Source organism: Metallumcola ferriviriculae (assembly GCF_035573695.1).
GTDB classification, from domain to species: Bacteria; Bacillota; JADQBR01; order JADQBR01; family JADQBR01; genus Metallumcola; species Metallumcola ferriviriculae.
Map to the genome: position 1 here is coordinate 650,715 of NZ_CP121694.1, position 23,737 is coordinate 674,451.

18 protein-coding genes are annotated in these 23,737 nt (G+C 46.4%); all 18 read left to right on the plus strand.

Annotation, left to right across the window (positions count from 1 at the left end; translation table 11 throughout):
- The first annotated feature begins 8 nt into the window (after positions 1-8).
- Positions 9-1,166, plus strand: a complete 1,158-nt coding sequence (locus tag MFMK1_RS03390) for a TolC family protein (protein WP_366923759.1) — start codon at positions 9-11, stop codon at positions 1,164-1,166.
- Positions 1,167-1,177: 11 nt separating this feature from the next.
- A complete protein-coding gene (locus tag MFMK1_RS03395) occupies positions 1,178-1,759 on the plus strand; it encodes a TetR/AcrR family transcriptional regulator (RefSeq protein WP_366923760.1) in 582 nt (193 codons plus the stop codon).
- Positions 1,760-1,876: 117 nt separating this feature from the next.
- Positions 1,877-3,658, plus strand: a complete 1,782-nt coding sequence (locus MFMK1_RS03400; RefSeq protein ID WP_366923761.1) for an S-layer homology domain-containing protein — start codon at positions 1,877-1,879, stop codon at positions 3,656-3,658.
- Between the two features lie 81 nt (positions 3,659-3,739).
- Positions 3,740-5,293 (plus strand): S-layer homology domain-containing protein, encoded by a 1,554-nt coding sequence (locus MFMK1_RS03405; RefSeq protein WP_366923762.1) that lies wholly within the window; start codon positions 3,740-3,742, stop codon positions 5,291-5,293.
- Positions 5,294-5,618: 325 nt separating this feature from the next.
- Positions 5,619-8,831 carry a S8 family serine peptidase gene (locus MFMK1_RS03410; protein WP_366923763.1) on the plus strand — a complete coding sequence of 1,071 codons (3,213 nt, stop codon included), beginning with the start codon at positions 5,619-5,621 and terminating at the stop codon, positions 8,829-8,831.
- 231 nt (positions 8,832-9,062) lie between these two features.
- Positions 9,063-10,967: a DUF5693 family protein gene (locus MFMK1_RS03415; protein WP_366923764.1), complete on the plus strand. Its 1,905-nt coding sequence runs from the start codon at positions 9,063-9,065 to the stop codon at positions 10,965-10,967.
- Complete coding sequence (gene csaB, locus MFMK1_RS03420) at positions 10,960-12,030, plus strand: polysaccharide pyruvyl transferase CsaB (protein ID WP_366923765.1); 1,071 nt, start codon at positions 10,960-10,962, stop codon at positions 12,028-12,030. Before MFMK1_RS03415 ends, csaB begins: the two co-directional genes overlap by 8 nt.
- A 124-nt stretch (positions 12,031-12,154) precedes the next feature.
- Complete coding sequence (gene murJ / locus MFMK1_RS03425) at positions 12,155-13,717, plus strand: murein biosynthesis integral membrane protein MurJ (RefSeq protein WP_366923766.1); 1,563 nt, start codon at positions 12,155-12,157, stop codon at positions 13,715-13,717.
- 211 nt (positions 13,718-13,928) lie between these two features.
- A complete protein-coding gene (fabZ, locus tag MFMK1_RS03430) occupies positions 13,929-14,354 on the plus strand; it encodes a 3-hydroxyacyl-ACP dehydratase FabZ (protein ID WP_366924859.1) in 426 nt (141 codons plus the stop codon).
- Positions 14,355-14,536: 182 nt separating this feature from the next.
- Entirely contained in the window at positions 14,537-15,586 is a 1,050-nt protein-coding gene (locus MFMK1_RS03435; protein WP_366923767.1) for a glycosyltransferase family 4 protein, read from the plus strand.
- Between the two features lie 69 nt (positions 15,587-15,655).
- Entirely contained in the window at positions 15,656-15,925 is a 270-nt protein-coding gene (locus MFMK1_RS03440) for a hypothetical protein (protein ID WP_366923768.1), read from the plus strand.
- 134 nt (positions 15,926-16,059) lie between these two features.
- On the plus strand, positions 16,060-17,247 hold the full coding sequence (locus MFMK1_RS03445; protein ID WP_366923769.1) for a nucleotidyltransferase family protein: 1,188 nt from the start codon (positions 16,060-16,062) through the stop codon (positions 17,245-17,247).
- A gap of 48 nt (positions 17,248-17,295) precedes the next feature.
- Positions 17,296-19,641, plus strand: a complete 2,346-nt coding sequence (locus MFMK1_RS03450; protein ID WP_366923770.1) for an O-antigen ligase family protein — start codon at positions 17,296-17,298, stop codon at positions 19,639-19,641.
- Between the two features lie 2 nt (positions 19,642-19,643).
- Entirely contained in the window at positions 19,644-20,480 is an 837-nt protein-coding gene (gene rfbD / locus MFMK1_RS03455; RefSeq protein ID WP_366923771.1) for a dTDP-4-dehydrorhamnose reductase, read from the plus strand.
- A 4-nt stretch (positions 20,481-20,484) separates the two neighbouring features.
- Positions 20,485-21,534 carry a dTDP-glucose 4,6-dehydratase gene (rfbB, locus tag MFMK1_RS03460; protein ID WP_366923772.1) on the plus strand — a complete coding sequence of 350 codons (1,050 nt, stop codon included), beginning with the start codon at positions 20,485-20,487 and terminating at the stop codon, positions 21,532-21,534.
- Positions 21,535-21,565: 31 nt separating this feature from the next.
- Positions 21,566-22,429 carry a glucose-1-phosphate thymidylyltransferase RfbA gene (gene rfbA / locus MFMK1_RS03465; protein ID WP_366923773.1) on the plus strand — a complete coding sequence of 288 codons (864 nt, stop codon included), beginning with the start codon at positions 21,566-21,568 and terminating at the stop codon, positions 22,427-22,429.
- A 14-nt stretch (positions 22,430-22,443) separates the two neighbouring features.
- Positions 22,444-22,926 (plus strand): dTDP-4-dehydrorhamnose 3,5-epimerase family protein, encoded by a 483-nt coding sequence (locus MFMK1_RS03470; RefSeq protein WP_366923774.1) that lies wholly within the window; start codon positions 22,444-22,446, stop codon positions 22,924-22,926.
- A gap of 1 nt (position 22,927) precedes the next feature.
- Entirely contained in the window at positions 22,928-23,737 is an 810-nt protein-coding gene (locus MFMK1_RS03475) for an ABC transporter permease (protein ID WP_366923775.1), read from the plus strand.

The window sequence follows — 23,737 nt, forward strand, 5'->3', positions numbered from 1 at the left end:
AGAAAGTGATGAAACGATTGGTTATATTGGCAATGGTGGCGATGCTGGTGATGGGTTCTGTAGCGGGGACATCTTTGGCTGGCCCTGCAGAAGAAAAGGTGATGGTACTTTCTTTGGATGAAGCGATAGATTATGCGTTGGAGCATAATTCAAATATACAACTCAATAAAGTGTCTTTGGATGAAGCGGAAAAAGACTTTAATCAGGCTAATGACTTGAAGGAGAAGATTGCAGATAACCCGGATAGTCCCTATTTTCCGCCCGGATTAAGTACAGCCCAACAAGAAGAGTTGTATCCTACCTTTGCAGAACGGGGCTATGAATTTGCAAAGGTGAAGCTTGACTATACCAAGCGTTCCATTCGTTTATCAGTGGAAAGTACGTATTATAATGTACTTAGCGCTCAAAAGAATGTTGCTGTAAATCAGGCCACCCATGATCGGGCTGCTGAACAATTAAAATCTGCAAAAGCGGCATTTAAAGCGGGTACTGTGGCTAAAAACGATGTATTGGGTGCGGAAGTACAGTTGGATAAAGCAACGGTGGATTTAAACACCGCCGAAAATGACCTTGATATTGCCTATATGGAATTAAATAGGGCCATGGGTCTTGAACTTGATCAAACGCTAGAGCTAACCGCTAAATTGGACTACGCTTCGATGGAGGAGATCGATGTGGCGGAGTTTATTGACCAGGCGTCGGATGCTGATATTGGTCTGATTGCGGCTAGGATTGATTATGAAAATAAGCAGGATGCTTTTGAACTCACAGCGGACTACTATACTCCCAATGTTTATACGTATAAAGATGCTAAATTTGCAACTGCTAAATCCGAAGTTAATTTCCAAGAAGCGCAAAAAGATTTTGAACTAAAAGTGATGAAATCTTACAAAAGACTAAAACAAGCTGAAGCTAATTACAAAATGCTGCTGAAGAGCGTTGACCGGGCTAAAGAAAACCTGCGGCTAGCTGAACTCCGCTATGAAGTGGGTGTAGCCACCAGCATCGAGGTACTGCAGGCATCGGAAATGCTGAACAGCCAGGAACTATACCTGTCCCAGGCACTGCAGGGATATAACCTGCTTAAAGCTCAATTCAAACATCAGGTATTTATTGGCAGCGGGGCAGCAGCGTCAGCCGGGGCTGGTCAAGCCTCGGGCATGTAGAAGGTGATTAAATGGATGGCATAGCCAGGGACAAACGCAGCCAGATATTAAGGGCTGCGGCCCGGGTGTTTAGCACCAAGGGCTTCCATAAGGCCAAGGTGGAAGAAATAGCAGCCGAGGCGGAAGTAGGCAAGGGTACCGTATACGAGTACTTTTCCAGTAAGAAAGAACTGTTTCAAGAGATGTTTAAGTCCAGCAGTATGTTTTATTTGGATGTGCTGGAGCGAAAATTAGACAACAAAGACAGCGTGGTGGAAAAGCTGCGTCAGGTGGTGTCCCTCCATTTAAATTTCATTGAAAAGCATAAGGACATAGCCCGGATAATCCTTAGAGAGCACATGGATTTGGGTGAGCATTTGACTAGTTGGATGATTGAGAAACAGGAAGAAAAAGTCGCATATATCCAGAAACTCATAGATGAAGGAATTGACCGTGGTGAGCTGAAAGTCATGGATACGGCGGTGGTCGCTAGGATGTTTTTAGGCGCGGTGGCTTTTAGCGGGCATATGCTCTTTTTCGGGCAAGAGGCGGATACTGAGCACCTTACAGAACAGGTGATGGAGACTTTGTTAAATGGAATGGCGCAGGGATAGTTTGGAGGGAAAATTTCCCTCCTTTTTTCTTTGGTGAATAATCCTGCCAAGAGAGGAATTTCGTACCTTTAGTCGAAAAAAGTAAAGAGGAGTAAAATTGAGGGGGAGTGTGTATTGATGCGCAGTGCGAAGAAGTTTAAATTGGTGGTTTTTGTATTGTTGTTTACGCTGGCGGCGGCCGGCACGGCTATGGCGGCGGGGAAGGTATTTAGTGATGTGAAGTCCGGTGTCTGGTACGAAAAACCGGTGGCCGAGATGAAGGCCAAAGGGATTGTTCAAGGTACCGGGGCGGATACCTTTTCGCCGGATACGGAAGTGACTGTTCAGGAATCTATTGTCTTTTTAGGCCGCCTGTTAGACTGGGAGGATGGTGCCACCACCCTGCCGTCAACGTTGATCAACCGCAGCCGGGTGGACACATGGGCCAAGGGCTACGTGACAGCTGCTGTGGGAAACAGGGTGATTTCCGGTGCGGATTTGTATTTAGACCCAAAAGCCGCGGCGCAGCGTTATGAAATCGCTATTTTTGCAGTGCGGGCACTAGGATTGGATGACCGGGCCAGAGGGCGCTCAGGGGTTAGTCTTGAATACGCAGATGCCGCTGATGTACCTGACCGGGCAGTAGGTTATATTGATGTAGCTGCTGAAGAAGGGATACTTACCGGTAATCCGGACGGTTCTTTTAAACCCAAAGACAGTATTACCCGCGCCCAAATGGCAGCGGTATTGGAACGGATGGAAGCAAAACTTGACGAGGAACGGGGCAATGTGGTCAAAGGTGAATTCTTCGGCGTTATCACTGCCAACGGCAATATTAGAATTCGTCAGACAGACAGTCAGATTAAAGAATACGAAGTCGCTGATAGCTTTTTAGTCTATGATGGCAGTAGCAGTATTCTTTTAAGTCAGGTCCAAGCGCTGGATGCCATGTCCCTGGTGCTGGATGAAACAGGTGAAACAGCCCTCTTTGGGGAAGTAATTGATGAGTCAGAAATTCAACCCCAGGAATTCAACCTTGACGGTGAAATAACCGGTGTTGATACGGATACTCCCTCTCTTACCATAGATAAAGAGGACGGCACGGACGTAACTTATACAATCGCTGACGATGCAGCAATCCGCCTAGATTATAAGGAAGCTGAGTTGGATGAACTGGTAGCGGGTCAAGCAGTGGAAATTAAGGTTGAAGGTGACCTGATTACTCAAATAATGGCAGAGAGTTTTGAAGAAACGGTAGAAGGCATTGTAGTTAAGGTAGAGTTTGGCAGCGACACCAGAATAATCGTATCTTTTGACGATGAGGATGAAGAAGAAAGTTATCTGGTGGATGAAGATGTGGATATTGATGGAGATGCTTCCGGCCTGCGGGATATCTTTGCCGGTCAGGAAGTGGAATTGGAACTGTTCAATAACCGCGTGATAAATATAGATGTCACCTCGGTGGAAGATGAGGCGGAGGGAACTATCACTAAACTTATCCTAGCGGCAGACCCGGAGGTAGTGGTAAATGTAGATGGTGTTGAACGCACATTTACCTTTGCGCCGGATGCATCTTTAGAAAAGGATAACGATGATATAGAGATTGAAGACGTGCGCATCGGTGACTACGTGGAGCTTGAAATCACCGGTCGGGTGGTTACCTATATGGATGTAACCGCGAAAGTGGTGGCGGATTATGTCATGGGTGAGATTGAAAACATTAATGATGATGCGGAAGTAATTATTTTCAAAGACAATAATACACCAATCTATTTAAATGATGATACTGTTATCATCAAATTTGGTGAAGAAGCGAGGCTGCGTCATTTGAATACCGGAGACGAAGTTTTTGCCGTCGGTATCTTCAAGTCCGGCATTCTCGAAGCCGATACCATAGTCGTAATCGCTGCAACTAAATAAAAATGTTACAACCACCCCCAGATTTTGTCTGGGGGTTTCGATTTATATTAACGAAATCACTTAAGTAAAGGAGAGGGCTTAATGAAAAAGTATTTTACATTTTTGCTCGCAATGGTAATGGTATTTTCACTGGTGACTACTGCAGTAGCGGGTCCGCCTCAGCGGGTCATGGAGAAAAAACAGCTGCACAGAATGTGGAAGGCGAAATTTAAAGACATGGGTGACCATTGGGCTGCGGAAGAGGTAGCGGAAATGAGCGTCAAAGGATTTATTAAAGGTTATGAAGACTTTACATTCAGACCAAAGGCATCGGTTACCAATGAGCAGGCACTGGCCATGATAGTTCGGGCAGTATACCCTGATGCTGAGGTAGACATCGAAGATGAAATGGTGGATATGAAACACTGGAAGCAGATCAGCTCTACTTGGGCACTGGAAGCATTAGCTGTGGCGCTTGATAAGGGACTGACTACTGATGAAGAAATGTTTAAATTTATCCCGAGAAAAGCTGCCAAGCGGATTGATGTGGCGCGTTACATTGCCCGAGCGTTGGATAGTGAAGATATTAAGACCGCGGATGTAGGCCTTGATTTTATAGACATGGATAAGGTTGATGATGACGATATGAGCATCATGGCCCAAGTAGTAGCAGTGGGAATATTCAACGGCAATCCGGACGGCACCTTCAAGCCCCACAAAGCGGTAACTCGGGCGGAAATGGCCCTGCTACTAGGCAGACTGGATGAAAACATTGAGAATCCCGCTGACGAAGATGAAGTCAAAGGTATTCTTGAAGACCTAGATGAAGATGTTATGGAATTGACCCTGGAAGGAAAAAGCGGCGTTTACGATATTAATGAAGACGTGGCTGTTTTCCGGAACAACCGCGGCGTTGACTTAGATGATTTGGAAATGGGCGATGAAGTACTTCTGCTCTTCAATGAAGACGGAGAAATCACCTTTATCGGTGCCAGGGAAGTTCAAGAGGAAGAAACTGTCGAAGGTGTGGTCACAGACGTCTATGACGGCGACGAGCCGTGGATTAAAATTGAAGATGATGACGATGATATCACCAAATACATGGTAGATGAAGATGCAGACATCGAAATTGACGGTGAAGACCGAGACCTGCACGATGTTGATGAAGATGACTTTGTCACGCTCAAGTTGGTAGACCACATGGTGGTTTCCATAGAGGTTGAAGCCGTGGAGCGGGAATACGAAGGAGAAATAGACGAGATAGATGATGACGAAATCGTGCTTTTAATAGACGATGAGAAAGTAAGCTTTGATATTGATGAAGATACTGAGATAGAACTTGACGGTGAAGAGGTAGATTGGCACGATTTGGCCGAAGGCGACTGGGCTGAAGTTGAGGTAGTAAGGGATACCGCAGTAACAATCAGTGTGGAGTATGAGGAAGAAGACATGGAAGGCTACTTCTTAAGCTATGACGATGACGATGATGAAATCGTGGTACTTATTGGCGGCGAACAAAGGACTTTGCCTTTAGCTGACGATGTAGAAATTGAAATCATTGATGACCTTGAACTGGATGAATTGATTGCGGGTACCAAGGTTGAGCTGGAGGTTAAAAACGGCGAGGTAACAAGATTAGAGGCCGACGTAAACTAAACCGAAAAAGATAAAATTGGCAGAACTATATTTGTGAGTGGTTGCTCATAGGTAAGCCAAGTAATACATTGATAGAAGCAATCCACCTATCCCATTTAACGGGTGCCTTAACAGGCGCCCTCTTTTTTTTGTACCAGGTAAGAAAATATGATTTCTGGGAGGTATACATTCAGCTAAGGCTTTCGCCTGCGTCTAAAGACTTGCCACAAGCCAAGTCTTCACTTCTTATTTCCAGGGCCTCTTTTCTCAATGTGACAAGGGATATAAAGCAGTGCTGTCGAATTATTGTACGATGCGTAGATTAAAGGGAAACGGGGTAATGTCGTTGCGTAAGTTTTTTGCTATTATAGTTATTGTTTTTAGTTTATTATCTTTTCTAGAACCTGCCGCTGCTGTGGATACTTTTTCTGATATCCGGGGGCATTGGGGTGAAAAGGCCGTATTGTTGGGTCAAAGCCGTGGGGTTATCAGCGGCTATCCTGACGGTTCATTTCAGCCGGAGAGGCCGGTTACCCGGGCGGAGTTTATCCGCATGTTGGTGACGGCACTGGGTCTTTCCTATCAGCGTCCTGCTGTGGCGCAGGCCTACAGTGAGTTTAGTGATGTGGAATACAATCATTGGGCTAAGTCGGATATTATCATAGGGCGGGAAAGTGGTTTGGCGAAGGGGTACAGCAGCGACAAATTTGCGCCGTCCAGTGTCATCAGACGTCAGGAAATGGCGGCCTTATTGGTGCGAGCGCTTCGCTATGCAGGGAAGACTGACATAGACCAGGTACCGCTCAATTTTACTGACCGGGACAGTATCGCCCCTTGGGCCGGTGAGTATGTGGCCATGGCGGTGGGCAGCGGCTTGATGAACGGCTACCCTGACGGCAGCTTCAAACCCGATTACCGAGCAACCAGGGCGGAAGCGGCGACGATGCTTTACCGACTTCTAAAATATACCGGCGGTGCTTTTGACTATGCAGGCGAACTGCTAAGAACCGACGGGCAGCTGATGTACATAAAAAACAGTTCGGGGACTGTGGCCTTTAGTGTCTATCGGGGTACTGTGTTTTCAAGTGAAACCGGCGTGATGGATTATAGCAAAACTGCGGCAATGACTGGTAAAAATGTTAGTGTCAATCTCAATGTCTATGGTGATGTGACTTATGGGGAAATCGCTGAGGGATTTAGCATCCCCGAGGTGGAGCTGGGCAAGAGGCAGTCGTGGGCGAGGACACTAATGAGCCATGTCCGAAAGGGCAGTTCCGAGGGAGAAATGACAGCCGAGACAGAGGGAAAAGTAAAAGATGAGTCGCGCAGTCTAAAGGTAACCGGAGATTTAATGGGTGTAACGGATTTTGTCTACCAGCATCAGGTCAGCGGCAGCGGGCAGTTGGTGGCGATTGTGGATACCGGGGTGGATGCATCCCACGGTGATCTGCAGTTTTTACCTGACGGCAGTTATAAAATAGCTGACTGGGTTGACTACACCAATGAAGGGCGGGTCGAACTCACCGGTACCGCCCCTGCCGAAGCCAAGATCAAGGTTGAAGGAGAAGAATACGAGACAAGTGGGATAACGTCTGTTAGCGGCAGTTATCGTTATGGCTTCTTTTTAGAAGAAAAACTGGGCTTTGATGTAAATTTCAACGGTGAGCTTGATGACCGCTATTTGGTGCTGGCATCAGACAGCAATACGGCCGGTGTCTATAATGTGGTTTATGTGGATACGAACGGCGATGGTAAGGTTGCTGAGGAAAAGGCAATGGTGGCCTACCGGGAAAGTCATCAGTTTAACAATTTTCTTTCCGAGAGTGAAGGACATCGGTTTCCCTTTGTAGTAAGCGAACTTAACAACAGCGGTGAAATGGTAAAGCTTGGCTTTGATGCGTACGGCCACGGGACACATGTTGCCGGCATCGTGGCGGCTAATGGCCAAATCAGTGGGATAGCACCAGGTGCTCGGCTGTTGGTGATAAAGGCGGTTAATTCATCCGGAGAGGTTGATTGGGGCAAACTGGAGGAGGCGGTTACTTACGCTGCGGTTGCCGGTGCAGATATCATTAACCTCAGCATGGGATATTATCAGGATATGACCAGCGGCGATTCTCATCTTGCCCGTACTATCACGGAACTGGTCAAGCGGTACGATGTGATGTTTACCGTGGCTAGCGGCAATAAGGGACCGGGTATCGGTACTATGGCGGCTCCGGGTAATTCCGCAGATGTAGTAAGTGTGGGAGCGTATATTTCTCCCACCATGTGGTCCCAAGACTTCCAGTGGCAGGTAGATGAAGGCGGGTTATGGTACTTCAGCTCAATGGGGCCGCGAAAGGACGGAATGCTCATGCCCACGGTAGTGGCCCCGGGCAGTGCGATATCAACTGCGCCGGGCTGGGCCGGAGTGGACTACTTCCTCATGGAAGGCACCAGTATGGCTGCACCTCATGCAGCAGGGGTAGCGGCGCTGCTTAGAGAAACTGCCGCTGATAATGGCATCAAGGTAAATGCGGCAAAAATGCGGCGTGCTTTTGGCGCAGGTGCAAAGAATATTTCTCACTTGAATATGGCCGAGGTCGGCAATGGCTTGCTGAATATTGGTGGTGCGTGGGAATATCTTCGTCAGGCCGATGACCCGGGCCAATTAGGTGCTGTAACTTATAATGAATTTTACGGTATGGGCAGCGGTCTATATGCCCGGGATTTTGTCCCTGGCCAACTGCCTTATCAGGTGCTTAATTATGGGGCAGAAAGCCGCAGCCTTACATGGAAGGCCACGGTGGATTGGATGAAACCTCTGTTTGATGAAACTACGTTAACTGCGGGACAGCATCGGGAACTGCCGGTGCGTTATGATATCCCTGATGAGCCAGGCCTTTACACCGGCTTGCTGATTGGCGATGACCCCGAAACTTATGGCAGGGACTTGGAGCTTCTTGGTACCGTAATCAGGCCCTACCGGCCGGCAGATGATGATGGTAAACTGAAAATGAGCGGGACTCTGGGGGCGGGCCAGGTGAAACGGTATTTTGTTCAGGTACCGCCAGGAACGGAAAAGATTAACGCTCGCTTAGCGGTACCCCGTGCGGATGGTAAATATATGGGCCGGGCGCGGATTCATTTGGTACAGCCGAACGGTGAAGAGAGAGTGATGACCGATTACGCCGGTAATGCGCCGCAGGGCTATCAAGCACAGGGCTTTATCACCGCGGAAATAGATGCACTGCTTCCCGGTGTCTGGGAAGTAGCTGTCTACAGCTCGGCAACTTTGAGTCTTTACGGGCAGGAAACATCCAGCTATGACTTGACGGTTTCGCTGGAGGGTGGCGAAGGGTCGGCTGCTACATCGGAGAAGCCCGCATTGGTGGTGGGCGTAATCCCGGGAATGGCTTCCGGGCGGGAAACCGGCTTTATGGGATTAACCTTACGGGACTTTGACACCAAGCAGCCTTATGACGGAGTGGTGGAAGTGAACGGGCTGCTGTACAATGTCAGAGATGGCCGATTGCGGCTTAAGGCCGAGGGCCCGTTGGTTTCGGTAAATATATAGCGGTTAGTGAAATTCGGGGCACCTGGAAAGGTGTCCCTTCTCGAATAATTTGCCGGGCGCTGGGTTACATTTAGCGGGGTTAATTTGCCGTGTGCTGGGCGGCTGGCGGATTAATCTGAGCGGCTTAGCAGCTGGATGAAATGGTATCCTGCATACTGGTTAAACTACTTGTGAGACAAGAGCAACACTGATAAAATAAGTTTGTCTTAAATAATTGCCGGGGGTATAAAGATGAAAAAATGGTATCGTTACTTATTATATGGTGTTATCTGTACGGCGGTGGTACTGGCAGGCTGGATGGGCTGGCAGCGGCACCTGCGCGAGGCAGCCAACAAGGAATTGGCTGTGGTAATTGACTATGACCAAGTAGTACAATTGGCGTCCAGGGAAAACCTGCCGGTGCGGGACGTACTGCAGGAATTTGCTCAAATAGGTGTTACCGGGGTTCTTTTTAAAGAGCAGAATATGGTTGATTCTCCCTCGGTGTATAGGTCTATTTGGACCGCCACAGGCAACGAACTGCTTACCAACCCGGTGTTTGCTGGGGACTGGGCTGAGATTAAGCCAAACTACACTTATTTTCTGACTAGAAGCGGGGAAGAATTTGACCGGTTGGCAGCTAATTTGGAAATAAAGCTTAAGGGCGTACAAAAATTAAGCGAACCTGCAGCGGGGCTCTATCTGGTTGGCGTACCGCTGCTGCCCGGTATGATTAAAGATGTGGGTATTGGCTTTCCTTCCGAAGGTTTGAAGCTTGTCAGCGATATGGGTTTGAGCATTCTACCTCAGATTCGTACTTGGCCGGGGGCGGATGCCACTGATATATCTCAGGTTTTTAGCCAATTCCAGGGGTATAACAATATTGCCGCAGTTCTTTTCAATGATGGGCAATTACCGCCGCACACCGAAGTCATGGCGAAAGAAATTGATAAGATCGGCGCACCTTTGGCCGGAATAGAATTTTTTCCACAGCAGGGTTTTAACAAGCTGGCTATGCTGATGGACAAAAATGTGGTGCGGCTGCACGCCATTTCCGCGGGCGAGATGGCCAAGACAACGCCGCGAGAAGCGGTGGATAGGTTCTTGCTGGCAGCTACTGACCGAAACAATAGGATTTTATTTGCCCGGTTTTTCTTTAATCCCAATTCACCGGATTGGCTGGGAGCCAATAAACAGTACCTGACCCAAGTGGTGGATGTTTTACAGCAGGAAGGGTTTGTCCTCGGACAGCCCAGCACATTTCCACCGATCATTAACTCTCGGGTTATCCTTTTTATCATCGGTTTAGGGGGAATAGCCGGGGGGATGCTGCTGCTGGATGTGATGGGTTACCGCCGCTGGGGAATAGCTGCGGGTATTTTATTGGTGCTGCTTTATGCGCTGCTGCTGGCATCGGGCCATGTCTCTTTGGGCAGAAAATTATTTGCTTTAGGCGGCACGGTGGTTTTCCCCACGTTAGCGATGATAATCTTTATTCGGGAAAAACCGCGAAACATCATGGAAAGTATATTTGCCTTGATTGGTACCGCAGCCTTGAGCTTGATTGGCGCAGTATTAATGGTGGGGCTGCTGGCAGATAAGAGTTTTATGCTTAAATTAGATCAATTTATGGGTGTAAAGGCTGCTTTTGCAGGGCCGCCGGTGTTGATATTTATTTATTTGGCTTTTTTGCGTTACCGACGGGAGGACTGGGTGCCCAGAATTAAAGCAGTGCTGGAGAGCTATATTTCGGTTAAATATCTATTGTTGGTGGGTGTTCTTGGGCTGGTCGGACTGGTCTATATTATGCGCTCCGGCAATGAGGGAGTATTTGTCTCTGACCTCGAACTGCGCGTTCGCAGTCTCTTGGAGCAGATATTGGTGGTGCGGCCCAGGACTAAGGAGTTCTTAATCGGGCACCCGTTATTGTTCTTAACTTTCTACTTGGGATATAAAGACTATTTACTGCCGGTGGTTGTACTGGCCTCCATTGGCCAGGTGTCTTTGGTAAATACTTTTGCCCACAGCTGGACGCCGCTGGCAATTTCCCTCTTTCGAACTTTTAACGGTCTGTGGCTGGGTATCTTGGGCGGTATAGCGTTGGTGCTGCTCTATCGGCTTTGGTTGTGGCTGGAAGCGAGGTATTTACGTGGGTAAGGTGGTTTTATCCGGGTATTTCGGTTTCAATAATTTGGGGGATGAGGCGGTACTGTGCGGTATGGTTCAGGGTATCCGCCGGGAAATTGAAGGAACGGATATTATTGTACTTTCCAATGCACCCGAAGAAACTGCCGTTAATTTGCGTGTTCAGGCAGTGAACCGCTGGAATCCCGTGCAGGTACTAAGTGCTATCCGCCAAAGTGATGTGTTGGTCAGCGGCGGCGGCAGCCTGCTGCAGGATGTTACCGGCGTAAAAAGCCTTTACTATTATCTGGGCATTATCACTTTGGCCAAGCGGCTGGGTAAACGGGTGATGGTTTTCGCTCAGGGAATGGGGCCGCTGCTAAGAGATAGCAGCCAGCGTAATACGGCCCGAATTTTGAACCGGGTTGATGCCATCACAGTGCGAGATGAGGATTCATATGCACTGCTGTGCTCTATCGGTGTAAAAAATGAGGTGACGGTGACCGCAGACCCGGTGCTAGGCCTGACTGGCAGTACCGCTGCCCAAGGGTTATCGGAAAAATATGGTTTAACCCAGGGGCGTTATATCTTGGTTTCGCCAAGGCGGTGGAAGGAAGATAATCACGTAGCACCGCTGGTGCAGGCGTTAAGAGATCTTCAAGATGAAGGATGGGATATCTGCCTCTTTCCCTTTCATAAACCCGAGGATACGCAGCTTTGCCGTGAAATTGCCAGGCAGCTGACTGGTGAAGTGCGGCTGTTGGAGGAACCTTTGTCTATGAATGTTATCCGCAGTATTTTCTCTGGGGCTGTTATGGTATTGGGGATGCGTCTTCACAGCTTGATTTTCGCGGCCGCAGGAAATACGCCCATGGTGGGAATTTCTTATGACCCAAAGGTCGACGCCTTTCTGCAGCGTGTGGAACAGCCCAATGCAGGGGCTGCGGGGACACTATCCGGTGATATATTGATGGCGTCATGCAGACAGGTGATTGAAGCGGCGCCCCGGTACCGCCGGTTGTTGGCGAAACGGCAGCAGGAATTGGCATTAATGGTTCAAGAAAATTACCGGCAGCTGGCGGAACTGGTTAAGTAGCTGTGCCGGCTAATTTTAGCGATCCTCTGCGGCAGAAGCTATCGGCGGGAACATTTTCCAGTGCCCGGTCGTCTATATCAAGGGAGAGATGGATAGCGCCATCCTCTTTAATTAGGTGAGTGACATGAAAAAAAGTAACACCATTGCCCGGGCTGCGGGCGTGGTGCTGATAATGAACTTAATCAGCAGAGTGCTTGGCTTTGGCCGGGATGCGGTGATTGCCGGCCAATACGGCGCATCCGCTGCTACTGATGCCTATTGGGTGGCTTATACCATCCCTTTTTTTCTGCAGGCAATTTTCGGTGTGGCTTTTGTTTCGGTAATGGTACCCATCTTTATGCCCTATATCTCCCCGGAAAAGAGAGAAGAAGGGTGGCAGGTGGCGGGTGGTATAGTCAACCTCACGGCAATCATTCTGCTCATCTTTACAATAGCAGGATATTTAGCTGCACCATGGTTGGTGCGCCTTACTGCACCAGGCTTTGAGGGGGAGCTGTTTACCCTTACCACTGATTTGACTCGAGTGATGTTTCCATCTATTGTCTTCATGGGTTTGGGGATGCTTGTTACTGGAATTCTCAATGCGTTTAAGATATTCGGTCTGCCTGCCTTTGCGCCCGGGGCCGCTAACTTGGTCATTATTGCGGCGGTGATACTCTTCGGTGCATCCTATAATATTTATGCGGTGGCTTGGGGAACGGTGGCCGGTTTTATGGTATTTCTTTTGATACAACTGCCGGTGTTGAAAAGGCAGGGCTTTAACTACCGGCCAGGCTTTAACCTAGGTCATCCGGCGGTGCACCGCTTTATTACCAGTGTTTGGGCAGTGGTATTGGGTATGTCTGTCAATCAGATTTACCTGGCGCTGAACCGTGTCTTTGCTTCTAATTTGGAGGCGGGGAGCATCTCTGCGCTTAACTTTGCCTATCGTCTAATGACCCTTCCTTTAGGAATTTTTATAGCAGCAGTAGCCACAGCCATATTTCCCGCTTTGGCTCAGTATGCAGGAGAGGGGCAGCGTCAGCAAATGGCCCAAACGCTGCAGCGGGGTCTCCGCATGGTACTGCTGGTATCGATACCGGCAGCGGTGGGATTGGCTGTACTGAATGTGCCGCTGGTCAAAATATTATTTCAGCGCGGTGCTTTTAGTGCCGGGGATACATTAATGACTGCTGACTCTTTGTTTTACTTTGCTTTCGGCTTACCGGCTTTAGGTATTAATTTAGTAGCTACCAGGGTGTACTATGCTCTGGACGATGTGCGCACTCCGCTATATACGGGAATGTTTTCTGTGCTGATAAATGTGATATTCAGCTTACTGCTGTTAGCACCGCTTCAGGCGGCAGGATTGGCATTAGCCGATACGCTGGCTGCTTTTACTAATGCGCTATTAATGCTTTACTTTTTGCAGCGCAAAGAAAAAGTATTTGCAGCCGCGCAGTTAGCCCGCCCGACAGCGAAAATAGTGGCCGTTTCTCTGATTATGGGTGCTGCTGCACTGGGCACTTTCGTCTGGGGCCAAGCTATTTTACCCTCTGCGACACTCTATTATTTGTTAAGCACTTTACTGGCGGTAGCTGCAGGTACCGTGCTGTTTGCCCTGGGGATGGTGCTGACCCGGGTGGAAGAAGCGGCGGAAGCATACCAAACGGTCATCCGACGCCTAAAACCAAAGCGGCAACGATAGAAATAAGTGACACTTGTTGCCGACACTCGGTGCCTGACACCAATAAGTGACACCAATAAGTGACACTTTTGACAACTGGTGCCTGACACCAATAAGTGACACCTTTGGTAATGAATGTAATTATGGTTATTTAAGCAGGACATTGGCGGGGTTTGTTGAAATAATTAAATTTAGTGCGAGCTATAAAGCACTGTATGGAGGTATGTAAATGATTTTGGATATAGAACAAATTAAGAAAATATTGCCTCACCGGTACCCCTTCTTATTAATTGACCGGGTGTTGGAAATGGAGGAAGGAAAACGGGTAGTGGCTGTAAAGAATGTCACTGCGAACGAACCGTTTTTCCAGGGGCATTTCCCCGAATACTCGGTGATGCCGGGGGTTTTGATTATTGAGGCCATGGCCCAGACCGGTGCTGTGGGTCTTTTAAGCAAAGAGGAATTCCACGGTAAGATTGCGTTCTTCACAGGGATAGATAATGCAAAATTCCGTCGTCAGGTGGTACCCGGTGATCAACTGCGGTTGGAGGTTGAGTTTACCGCTTTACGCGGCGGCTTCGGTAAAGGGAAAGGTAAGGCTTTTGTGGGGGGCGAATTGGCTGCTGAAGCAGAAATTAAGTTTGCTGTTCAAAGTTAGTTAGCGCCAAATTGACAAACAAACTTAATAAAAGATGAAGTGATTTCAAGTACGGGAGTAGTAGTTATATTTGAAGGCTTCTTGTCATGGATTTTATTAATTGAGCGGCATAAAGGGTCTTGTAAACATACCTGATTGGCGGTACAATAGGCTTGGTGCATTCTTAGGGAGAGGAAAATCATATGTATCTGATATTAGCAGCATTGGCTGTTGCATTTATAATTGTATATGTCCTTACACCGCATCTTATTAAAGTGGCGGGCCGGGTAGGTGCCATGGACAGCCCGGATGACCGCAAGGTTCACCAGCAGGCGATGCCCCGCATTGGCGGTTTGGCTATTTTTATCGGCTTTGTTAGCGCTGTGCTTTTATTTATCCCGCTGACAGGGGAGATTAAAGCCCTTTTGGTGGGCGGCGCCGTGGTGCTGCTTTTTGGTGTGGTGGATGATATCAAGGGGATATCACCTAAGGTGAAATTGTTTGGCCAGATTGCTGCGGCTATAATCGTTACCATGGGTGGGATACGGGTAGACTTTATTACTAATCCTTTTGACGGAATGATTCTGCTGGGCAAACTGGCAGTACCGGTAACTGTCTTTTGGATAGTTGGTGTGACTAATGCCTTAAATTTAATTGATGGGCTGGACGGCCTTGCCGCTGGTACTTCTGCCATTGCGGCAGTGACCATCTCTTTGGTAGCGGCGGTACAGGGTCAAACTGCGGTTGCGGTGATGGCGTTAGTGTTGGCAGTGAGCATTATGGGCTTTTTGAAATATAACTTTCACCCGGCGCAGATTTTTATGGGTGACAGCGGTTCTATGTTTCTAGGATTTACACTGGCTTCCATGGCAGTGATGGGATTGACCAAGGGTGCTACAGTGATTTCCCTGTTTATCCCGATTGTGGTGTTAGGCATTCCTATTTTTGATACTTTTTTTGCAATCGTGCGGCGCTATCTTCAAGGGAAGCCGATTTTTCAGGCAGACAAGGGTCACTTGCACCACCGGCTGTTGGATATGGGCTTTAGCCATAAACAAACGGTGCTGGCTATTTACGGGGTTAATCTTACCTTAGGCGGCAGCGGAGTGCTACTATCCCTGGTTACCACCGAGCAAAGCCTTTGGATATTACTTGCTATCAGCGTGCTGGCGGTGATCGGTGCAAATAAGGTCGTGGTTGCCGGTAAGCGCAGTCTGCCAGACCATAGTTTCCGGCAAACTGAAAAATTTTAATTTCTATGTCAGGCAACCGGAGTTACTTTCGGTTAACCTGACTTTTATCTTGATTGGAGGTTTCCCAGGGTGAAGAAGTTTAAATGGTTATTGGTAGTCGTGATGCTGCCTACCGGTTTTTTAATGGGGACAGCAGTACAGGCCGGCTCTCCCTCACCAGGGTCTCAGGCGGACCCTTTGGTTTCCAAAGCCTATGTGCGTTATGCGGTGGATAATAAGATTATTGATTTGCAGCAGCAGGTGCAGGCAGCGCAGCAGCGTATTAATGAACTAAATGATAATATTGCCGCGCTCGAAGAAATGGTCAGCAGCGGCAGTGCGGTGATTGAAGAGAAGTAAAACACCTTTGCGGGTGTTTTTCTATTTTGACAGTCTTGTAATTTTCCCGACGGGTCTAGGGTTTTGCTTTCATTGTAAAATGATGCCAAAATTGAGGGGCGGTTTTTAAAGGGATTTTATAGGAAAATGTCGAAATGAAAAATGTTCAAGAATTAGTAAAAAGTAATGTTTATATCTGGCGCATCTTAGTGTTTGTAGATAGCCAGTTGGCTTTTATGGGGGTGAGTGTAATTAAAGCAATGATTATGGCAGCCGGGGTGGGATCAAGGCTTGAGCCCTTAACACATGCGGTGCCAAAGCCCATGGTGCCAATATTGGATAAACCGGTAATGGAATACATAGTGCGTTTGCTGAAGCAACATGGAGTAACTGACATTATAGCTAACTTGCACTATTTACCGGATAAAATTAAGGAGTATTTTTTTGATGGGTCTGATTTCGGAGTTAAGATGCATTACTCTTTGGAAGAGGAATTGCTGGGGACTGCGGGTGGAGTAAAGAATAATGAGTGGTTTCTGGATGAAACATTTATAGTAATTAGCGGTGACGCTTTGACTAATATAGATATTACTGCTGCATACGCCTATCACAAGCGGAAGCAGGCCTTGGCGACAATCGTGCTAAAAGAAGTGGATGATGTCAGTCAGTTTGGTGTGGTTGCATTAGATTCTCAAGGAAAGATTAGTCAATTTCAAGAGAAGCCGGCACCAGAACAAGCGATTAGCAATTTGGCGAACACTGGTATTTATATTTTCGAGCCGGAAATTTTTAAATATATTCCTCCAGCCACATTTTTTGATTTTGGTAAGGATCTTTTCCCTAAACTGGTGGAAAGAGAACTTCCTTTTTACGGCGTAGATATCGGTCACTACTGGTCGGATATAGGCACTATTTTAAACTATATCCAGGGGAATTTTGATATGGCAGCGGGCAAGGTGCAGGGTATTAAAAAGGACATTAGTTTGTGGCACCCGGAAGCAGTAATAGAAGAACCCGGCGACATATTGGGACCGGTTTTTCTGGGCCGAGGTGCATATATCGAGCGCGGTGCCATTATATCCGGTCCTGCTGTTATTGGGGAGCACTGCCATATAAAATCCGGAACAGTGGTGGATAAAAGCATAATTTGGCCCCATACCAAGGTCGGTAATCAGTCTCAGCTATTCGGGTGTGTTGTAGGATATAAAGTCATCATCGGTGACAATGTCACTGTAAAGCATGGTGCAGTGCTGGGAAGTGGCTGCACCTTATCTGAGGAAACAGTGGCTGCCGGTGATTTAGTATGGCCGAACAAAATGAATGTAAAGTCAGATTTAGCATAGTTATTTCCCAAGCAGGAAGCAAATGATGGTATAACAGGGGGTAACCTCATGGGGAAGAAGTATCAATCTTCTTATAGAAAGAATTTAACATTTATGGATTTGCTGCTAATGAGTATTGTCATCTTTTCGCCCTTTTTTAGGGGCCTTTATTTTGAGGCGGAATTTTTATTCTTTCATCTGCTTACGGCAGCCACTTTCGTGTGGTTTGCCAAGCAAGCAGTTGACCGGAAGGCATTTACTTTTTTTCGGGCAGCGCCTGATTTCTTCAGTGCGGGGCTGTTATTAGCTTATTTTATATCTTTCTTATTTGCTGTCAATCATCGTTTGGCAGTTATGGAAAGCATGAAGATGCTCACTTATTTCTTGGTATATTGGGTGGCTGCTTACGGGATAAATGACGGGATAAAGGTCAATAAGTATCTCCAAGCAATTTTTTGCAGCGGTACGATAGTTTCTTTGCTGGGTCTGGGCGCTGCCTTTGGTACTTTTAATCTGACCGCAGCAGTGATAGACGGCATCATTACTTCCACGCTGCAATATAAAAATAGTTTTGGGATTTTTCTAGTAGTGATAAATTTGATTGGCCTATATTTTTTAATACGAGAAGAGAGCATGCTCAAAAGATACTTGTATGGCAGCGCTAATCTGCTAGTTTTTCTCGCGCTATTGGGAAGTCAGTCCCGAGGCGCATGGCTGATTTATCCTTTGGTTTTGCTGCTGGCTTTTGCGGGTATTGCCGGTGAGCACCGGCGTGTTTTTGTTCAGTCAGCTTTTATCCAATTCATTGCAGCTTTCGCGGTGGCTGCTCCAACATTTCGAGCTATAAGCAGTTCAGCAGCTGCGGGGTGGTTATGGGTATTAGCCGGGATAGTGTTGGTAATAGGACTCGAATTTGCTGCTGCTAAGCTTTTTGCTGGGCGCATGCTGACAGTACCGCGAACAGCCGTAGTTATCTGCAGTGTTGCCGTGCTCATAGTAGTATTTTTCTTTATGGCCCGGCCCGAGGTAATTACCGTTACTGCTCAAAAAGTACTACCAAAGCAATTGGCCCAAAGGGTGCAAACCATAAATCTAAATGTGCACCAAGTACAGGAACGTTTTGCTTTTTATAAGGATGCTTTAAAAATTGTCAAAGAACATCCGATCATAGGGATAGGCGGGCGCGGCTGGCGCACCGCTTATCAGGCATATCAAAGCTATTATTATGTTTCTAAAGAAATACACAGTTACTATTTTAAAGTATTAGTGGAAACCGGTTTTGTGGGTTTGACTATGCTTCTTGGCTGGTTATTTTCCGTAATCATTATAGGGTTTAAGAATACTTTCAAGACTAAGGGAGACGAACGATCCCTAAATGCCATCTTAACCATTGCAATTATTACTATTGCTGCACATAGTATCATTGATTTTAACTTATCCTTGGGTGCCATTTCCATACTACTTTGGTTTCTTGCCGGGTTATCTACAAGGTATAACCGGTTAAAACCGTCGAAACCTTCAAATGAAAAGGTTAAAGTACCCGAGGTGGTCCAATGGAGCGTCATAGGGCTGTTGGCTGCGCTGCTTATACTGATTCCCGGAAGTCTTGCGGTGGGCCGTCATTACGCGGGTGAAGCGGTAAGCGCTATGAGCAAGGGAAATATCCAGGCCGCGGAGCGGTTGTTTGAAAAGGCGGCAGCATTTGACCCTTTAACAGCATCATATAAGGGGGACCTGGCCCAATTGGCCTATCAGCAGGGCCGTCTTGTCGTTCGGTCTGATAGAAAAAAAGCAGAGGAATACTTTCAATCTGCTTTGAAACTGGTGAACAGTGCGGTTAAGTTAGATCCGTATAATAGAGACATTCTTTATGTGAAGGCGGAGATATTATCGCCTACGGGGCAGGTGGACGAGGCTATTGCTGAAGTTAAAAAGGGGATTAGCTTAGGCCCTTATGTCACTGACTCTTATACTAAACTAGCAAGGACTTATTTCATTGTAGCCCGCTACTCTATGGAGCGGGACCAGTATCCAAAAGCCTTAGAATACGCTAAGCAGTTGGTGGGTGTAGAAACATTGCTCAGGGACACAATGAATCAGGTGGAAGACAAGTATCTAAAGCTATGGGTAACTCAACCGCAGTTAAAGGTTACGCCGGAATTGGCTTTATACTTGGGTCAGGCCTACGCCTTTCTTGGTAATTACCAGCGGGCTGCCGAAAATTTCGAAATCGCGGCAGCGGAGAAAAGCCTAAAAAATGAAGCCCTGCTTTGGTGGGGCGTGGCCCTTGAACAAGAGGGTAAAAAAGAAGCAGCTTCAGTTAAATTACGGCAGGTTTTTAAGCTGAACCCGGATCTAAAAGTTCAGCTGGGGGTAATACAAAATATGTTAAGAGAATTTGAGGAAGTGAGATAGGCATGAAGGTATTGGTTACAGGGGCTGGCGGTATGTTGGGTACGGATATTATGCACGCCTTTAAGGAACATAATACCCTGGGTTTGACTAAACCAGAGCTTGATATCACCAAGATTGATCAGGTGACAAAAACTATTGGCCAATACAAGCCGGATTTGGTAATAAATTGTGCCGCTTATACCAAAGTGGATGATTGCGAGATAAATAAGGACCTGGCATTTAAGGTTAATGCACTGGGACCAAGAAATTTGGCGATAGCCTGCCAAAGTCAAGCTGCCGCAATAGTGCATATAAGTACGGATTATGTCTTTGACGGCACCGCTAACCGGCCTTACACCGAATTTGATAGTACCAAGCCGTTGGGAGTTTACGGACAGTCAAAGTTTGCCGGAGAACAACTTATTAAATCATTGATGACAAGACATTTTATCATCAGAACTTCATGGCTTTACGGAGCAAACGGGCCTAACTTCGTTGAGACGATGCTTAGGTTAGCCAAGGAATATTCGGAAATAAAGGTAGTTAATGACCAGCAAGGTTCGCCTACTTATACAAAGGATTTGGCTCAAGCTGTGGTTGAGTTGATTAAAACACCCGCCTATGGGCTGTATCATCTGACCAACAGCGGAAATTGTACCTGGTATCAATTCGCTAAGGAAATATTTAGGATCGAAGGAATAGATATCAAAGTTAATCCCTGTACTACCGAAGCGTTCCCCAGGCCCGCGCCGCGGCCGAAGTATTCGGTAATGGAGAACTATTTCTGGAAACTTCACGGCAGGCCGCCTATGCGGGATTATAAAGAAGCATTAAAAGAATACCTAGATTCAAGGGGGTAATTTAGTGAGCAAGACTGTACTAGTTACCGGTGGCGCCGGCTTTATCGGTAGCAATTTTATTAAGTATCTACTGGGTCAGCTGAATGAAGTCAAGATAATTAACTTGGACTGCTTAACCTATGCAGGAAACCTTGAGAATTTGCAGGATGTAGCGCATGATTCTAATTATCGGTTTGTTAAAGGAGATATAAAAAATCAGCAGCTCGTAGATGAACTTATTGGACAAGGGGTAGACTGTGTAGTTAACTTTGCGGCCGAAAGCCATGTGGATAGGAGCATTTTAGGACCGGAGGAATTTGTGCAGACAAACATAGTAGGGACTTTTAACCTGCTTGAGGCCTGCCGTAAACACTGGCAGGGTCAAGAGGGGAAAGTATTTCATCATGTCAGTACCGATGAAGTGTACGGTTCTTTAGGTGATAGCGGGCTGTTTACTGAGGAAACAAGCTATGACCCCAGCAGTCCCTATTCCGCATCTAAAGCTGCCAGTGATCACTTGGTAAGGGCATATCACCGAACATATGGCTTGCCGGTCAAAATCACAAATTGTTCCAATAACTACGGACTATACCAATTTCCCGAAAAGCTGATTCCGATTATCATTATGAAAGCCCTGGCAGGGGAGCCGCTTCCCATTTACGGCAAAGGTGAAAATGTCCGCGATTGGCTTTATGTTGAAGATCATTGTGAAGCCATTTGGACAGTAATCGAAAAAGGTGAAGTGGGCAAAACCTACAATGTCGGCGGCAATAACGAGTGGAAGAACATTGATATAGTCAATAAGATATGCGAAGTGCTGGCGGAGGAGACGGGAAAAGAAGTCCGAAATTTCACAGACCTAATAACCTTCGTCAAAGACAGGCCCGGCCATGACCTGCGCTATGCCATAGATTCCAGCAAGATTCAAAGAGATCTGGGCTGGAAGCCTAAAGAAACTTTTGAGAGCGGTTTGCGAAAAACCGTCAGGTGGTACTTAGCAAACCAAGAATGGGTAGAAAACATCAAAAGTGGTGAGTATCAAAATTGGCTGGATAAGAACTACAGCGAACGCTGAGAGAACTAGACCAATTATAAGGGGGAGCCAAATGAAAGGAATAATTTTAGCCGGGGGAGCAGGAACTAGGTTATACCCCAGCACTATGGTAACCAGTAAGCAGCTATTACCGGTCTATGATAAACCAATGATTTACTATCCTTTATCAACGTTGATGCTCGCTGGAGTAAAAGAAGTGTTGATTATTTCCACACCCCAGGATACACCTAATTTTAAAGCTATTTTGGGTGACGGGCATCAAATCGGCATGAGCTTTTCCTATGCAGTCCAGGATAAACCAGAGGGAATTGCCCAGGCTTTTATCATTGCAGAGGAGTTTATCGGCGACGATAATGTCTGTCTGATATTAGGGGACAATCTATTCTACGGGCACGGTCTGCCTGAGATGTTAAGCGGCGCAGGAAAATTGGATAGTGGCGCTGTGGTATTTGGGTATTGGGTAAGCGACCCGGAGAGATATGGCGTGGTGGACTTTGATGAAAGTGGAAAAGTGCTTAGCATTGAGGAAAAGCCTAAAAAGCCAAAGTCCCATTATGCAGTACCAGGACTTTATTTCTATGATAATCAGGTAGTGGAAATTTCTAAAAACCTAAAACCCTCTGCTCGAGGTGAGCTGGAAATAACTGATGTGAATTTGGAGTATTTAAACCAAGGCAAGCTAAGTGTCGAACTGATCGGCAGGGGTACTGCTTGGCTGGATACCGGTACGCCAGATAGTTTATTGGAAGCTTCGGAGTTTATCGCCACTATTGAGAAAAGACAGGGTTTAAAGATTGCCTGTATTGAGGAAATAGCTTACAGGCAAGGATATATAAACAAGGAACAGTTTATGGAATTGGTAGATACTCTACCGAACGGGAATTATAGCGATTACTTAAAAATGCTGGTAGGTTAAAGGAGTTAAGAGAAATGGAGTGGAAAAAAGGCACCATTGACGGAGTTATTACGCAAAAACTGGTAAAATATGTGGACGAGCGGGGTTTTCTAACGGAAACGGTGCGATTAGACCAGTTACCGGAAGGCCTGCAGCCGGTAATGAGTTATGTTTCGTATACTGAACCCGGAGTAAGTAGAGGGCCCCATGAGCATGAGGAACAAACTGATATATTTGCTTTTATTGGTCCCGGTAATTTCAAGGTGAGGTTATGGGATAACCGTGAAGGCAGCGAAACTTACGGTAAATACATGGAATTTTACGTGGGACAAGATAGTCCGACAACTGTTGTTATTCCGCCAGGGATAGTGCATGGATATAAAAATGTGTCAAAGACTGAACGGGGCATGGTTATAAACTACCCTGACAGACTTTTTATGGGTTGGGGCAAAAAAGAACTTATCGATGAAATTAGACATGAAGATGACACAACAAGCCCATTTCAGATGGAGAGCTAGCATGCGGTATTTCAAAGAACTAGTATATTTCATCAATGATTTAATAAATAATAGAAAACTTTTGCTGGATTTAACAAAAAAAGATTTTACTGCAAATTATTTAGGCTCTTATCTGGGCATTATTTGGGCATTTGTCCAACCAACTGTTACGATACTAATCTTTTGGTTTGTTTTTCAAGTAGGGTTTAAGGCGAGACCGGTGGAAGACGTGCCATTTATTCTTTGGCTTATGTGCGGCATGATCCCATGGTTCTTCTTTTCTGAGGGCTTATTAACAGCTACAAATTCAATACTGGAAAAGCACTATCTTGTCAAGAACATAGTGTTCAGGGTAGCATTACTACCCATTATTAAGATTATTTCAGCACTTTTTGTACATTTATTTTTTATTATATTTTTGATTATCATGTTTATTGCTTATGGTTACACCCCTAACCTATATTATCTGCAGCTTATCTATTACTTAGTTGCAACGATATTGTTAGTGGTTGGGTTATCATGGATAACATCTTCTTTAGCAGTTTTTACTAAGGATGTCAGCCAGTTTGTAAATATGGTTCTTCAGTTTGGTTTTTGGTTGACGCCCATTTTTTGGTCATTAGATATGCTGCCGGAAAGATATCAGTTTCTGATAAAACTTAATCCTTTTTACTATATTGTAACAGGTTACCGGGACACATTAATTTATCACAGCTGGTTCTGGAACAGCCCGCAGCTAACCGTGTATTTTTGGGCCGTTACCTTTACTTTGTTACTGGTGGGAGCCGTACTATTCAGGCGGCTGAGACCCCATTTCGCTGACTTACTATGA

Coding starts and splice junctions, on each gene's coding strand:
- MFMK1_RS03475 (WP_366923775.1), top strand. CDS start 22,928: ATGCGGTATTTCAAAGAACTAGTATATTTCATCAATGATTTAATAAAT.
- MFMK1_RS03445 (WP_366923769.1), top strand. CDS start 16,060: ATGAAAAATGTTCAAGAATTAGTAAAAAGTAATGTTTATATCTGGCGC.
- rfbD (WP_366923771.1), top strand. CDS start 19,644: ATGAAGGTATTGGTTACAGGGGCTGGCGGTATGTTGGGTACGGATATT.
- MFMK1_RS03405 (WP_366923762.1), top strand. CDS start 3,740: ATGAAAAAGTATTTTACATTTTTGCTCGCAATGGTAATGGTATTTTCA.
- rfbA (WP_366923773.1), top strand. CDS start 21,566: ATGAAAGGAATAATTTTAGCCGGGGGAGCAGGAACTAGGTTATACCCC.
- MFMK1_RS03470 (WP_366923774.1), top strand. CDS start 22,444: ATGGAGTGGAAAAAAGGCACCATTGACGGAGTTATTACGCAAAAACTG.
- MFMK1_RS03395 (WP_366923760.1), top strand. CDS start 1,178: ATGGATGGCATAGCCAGGGACAAACGCAGCCAGATATTAAGGGCTGCG.
- MFMK1_RS03435 (WP_366923767.1), top strand. CDS start 14,537: ATGTATCTGATATTAGCAGCATTGGCTGTTGCATTTATAATTGTATAT.
- MFMK1_RS03415 (WP_366923764.1), top strand. CDS start 9,063: ATGAAAAAATGGTATCGTTACTTATTATATGGTGTTATCTGTACGGCG.
- MFMK1_RS03390 (WP_366923759.1), top strand. CDS start 9: ATGAAACGATTGGTTATATTGGCAATGGTGGCGATGCTGGTGATGGGT.
- murJ (WP_366923766.1), top strand. CDS start 12,155: ATGAAAAAAAGTAACACCATTGCCCGGGCTGCGGGCGTGGTGCTGATA.
- MFMK1_RS03400 (WP_366923761.1), top strand. CDS start 1,877: ATGCGCAGTGCGAAGAAGTTTAAATTGGTGGTTTTTGTATTGTTGTTT.
- MFMK1_RS03450 (WP_366923770.1), top strand. CDS start 17,296: ATGGGGAAGAAGTATCAATCTTCTTATAGAAAGAATTTAACATTTATG.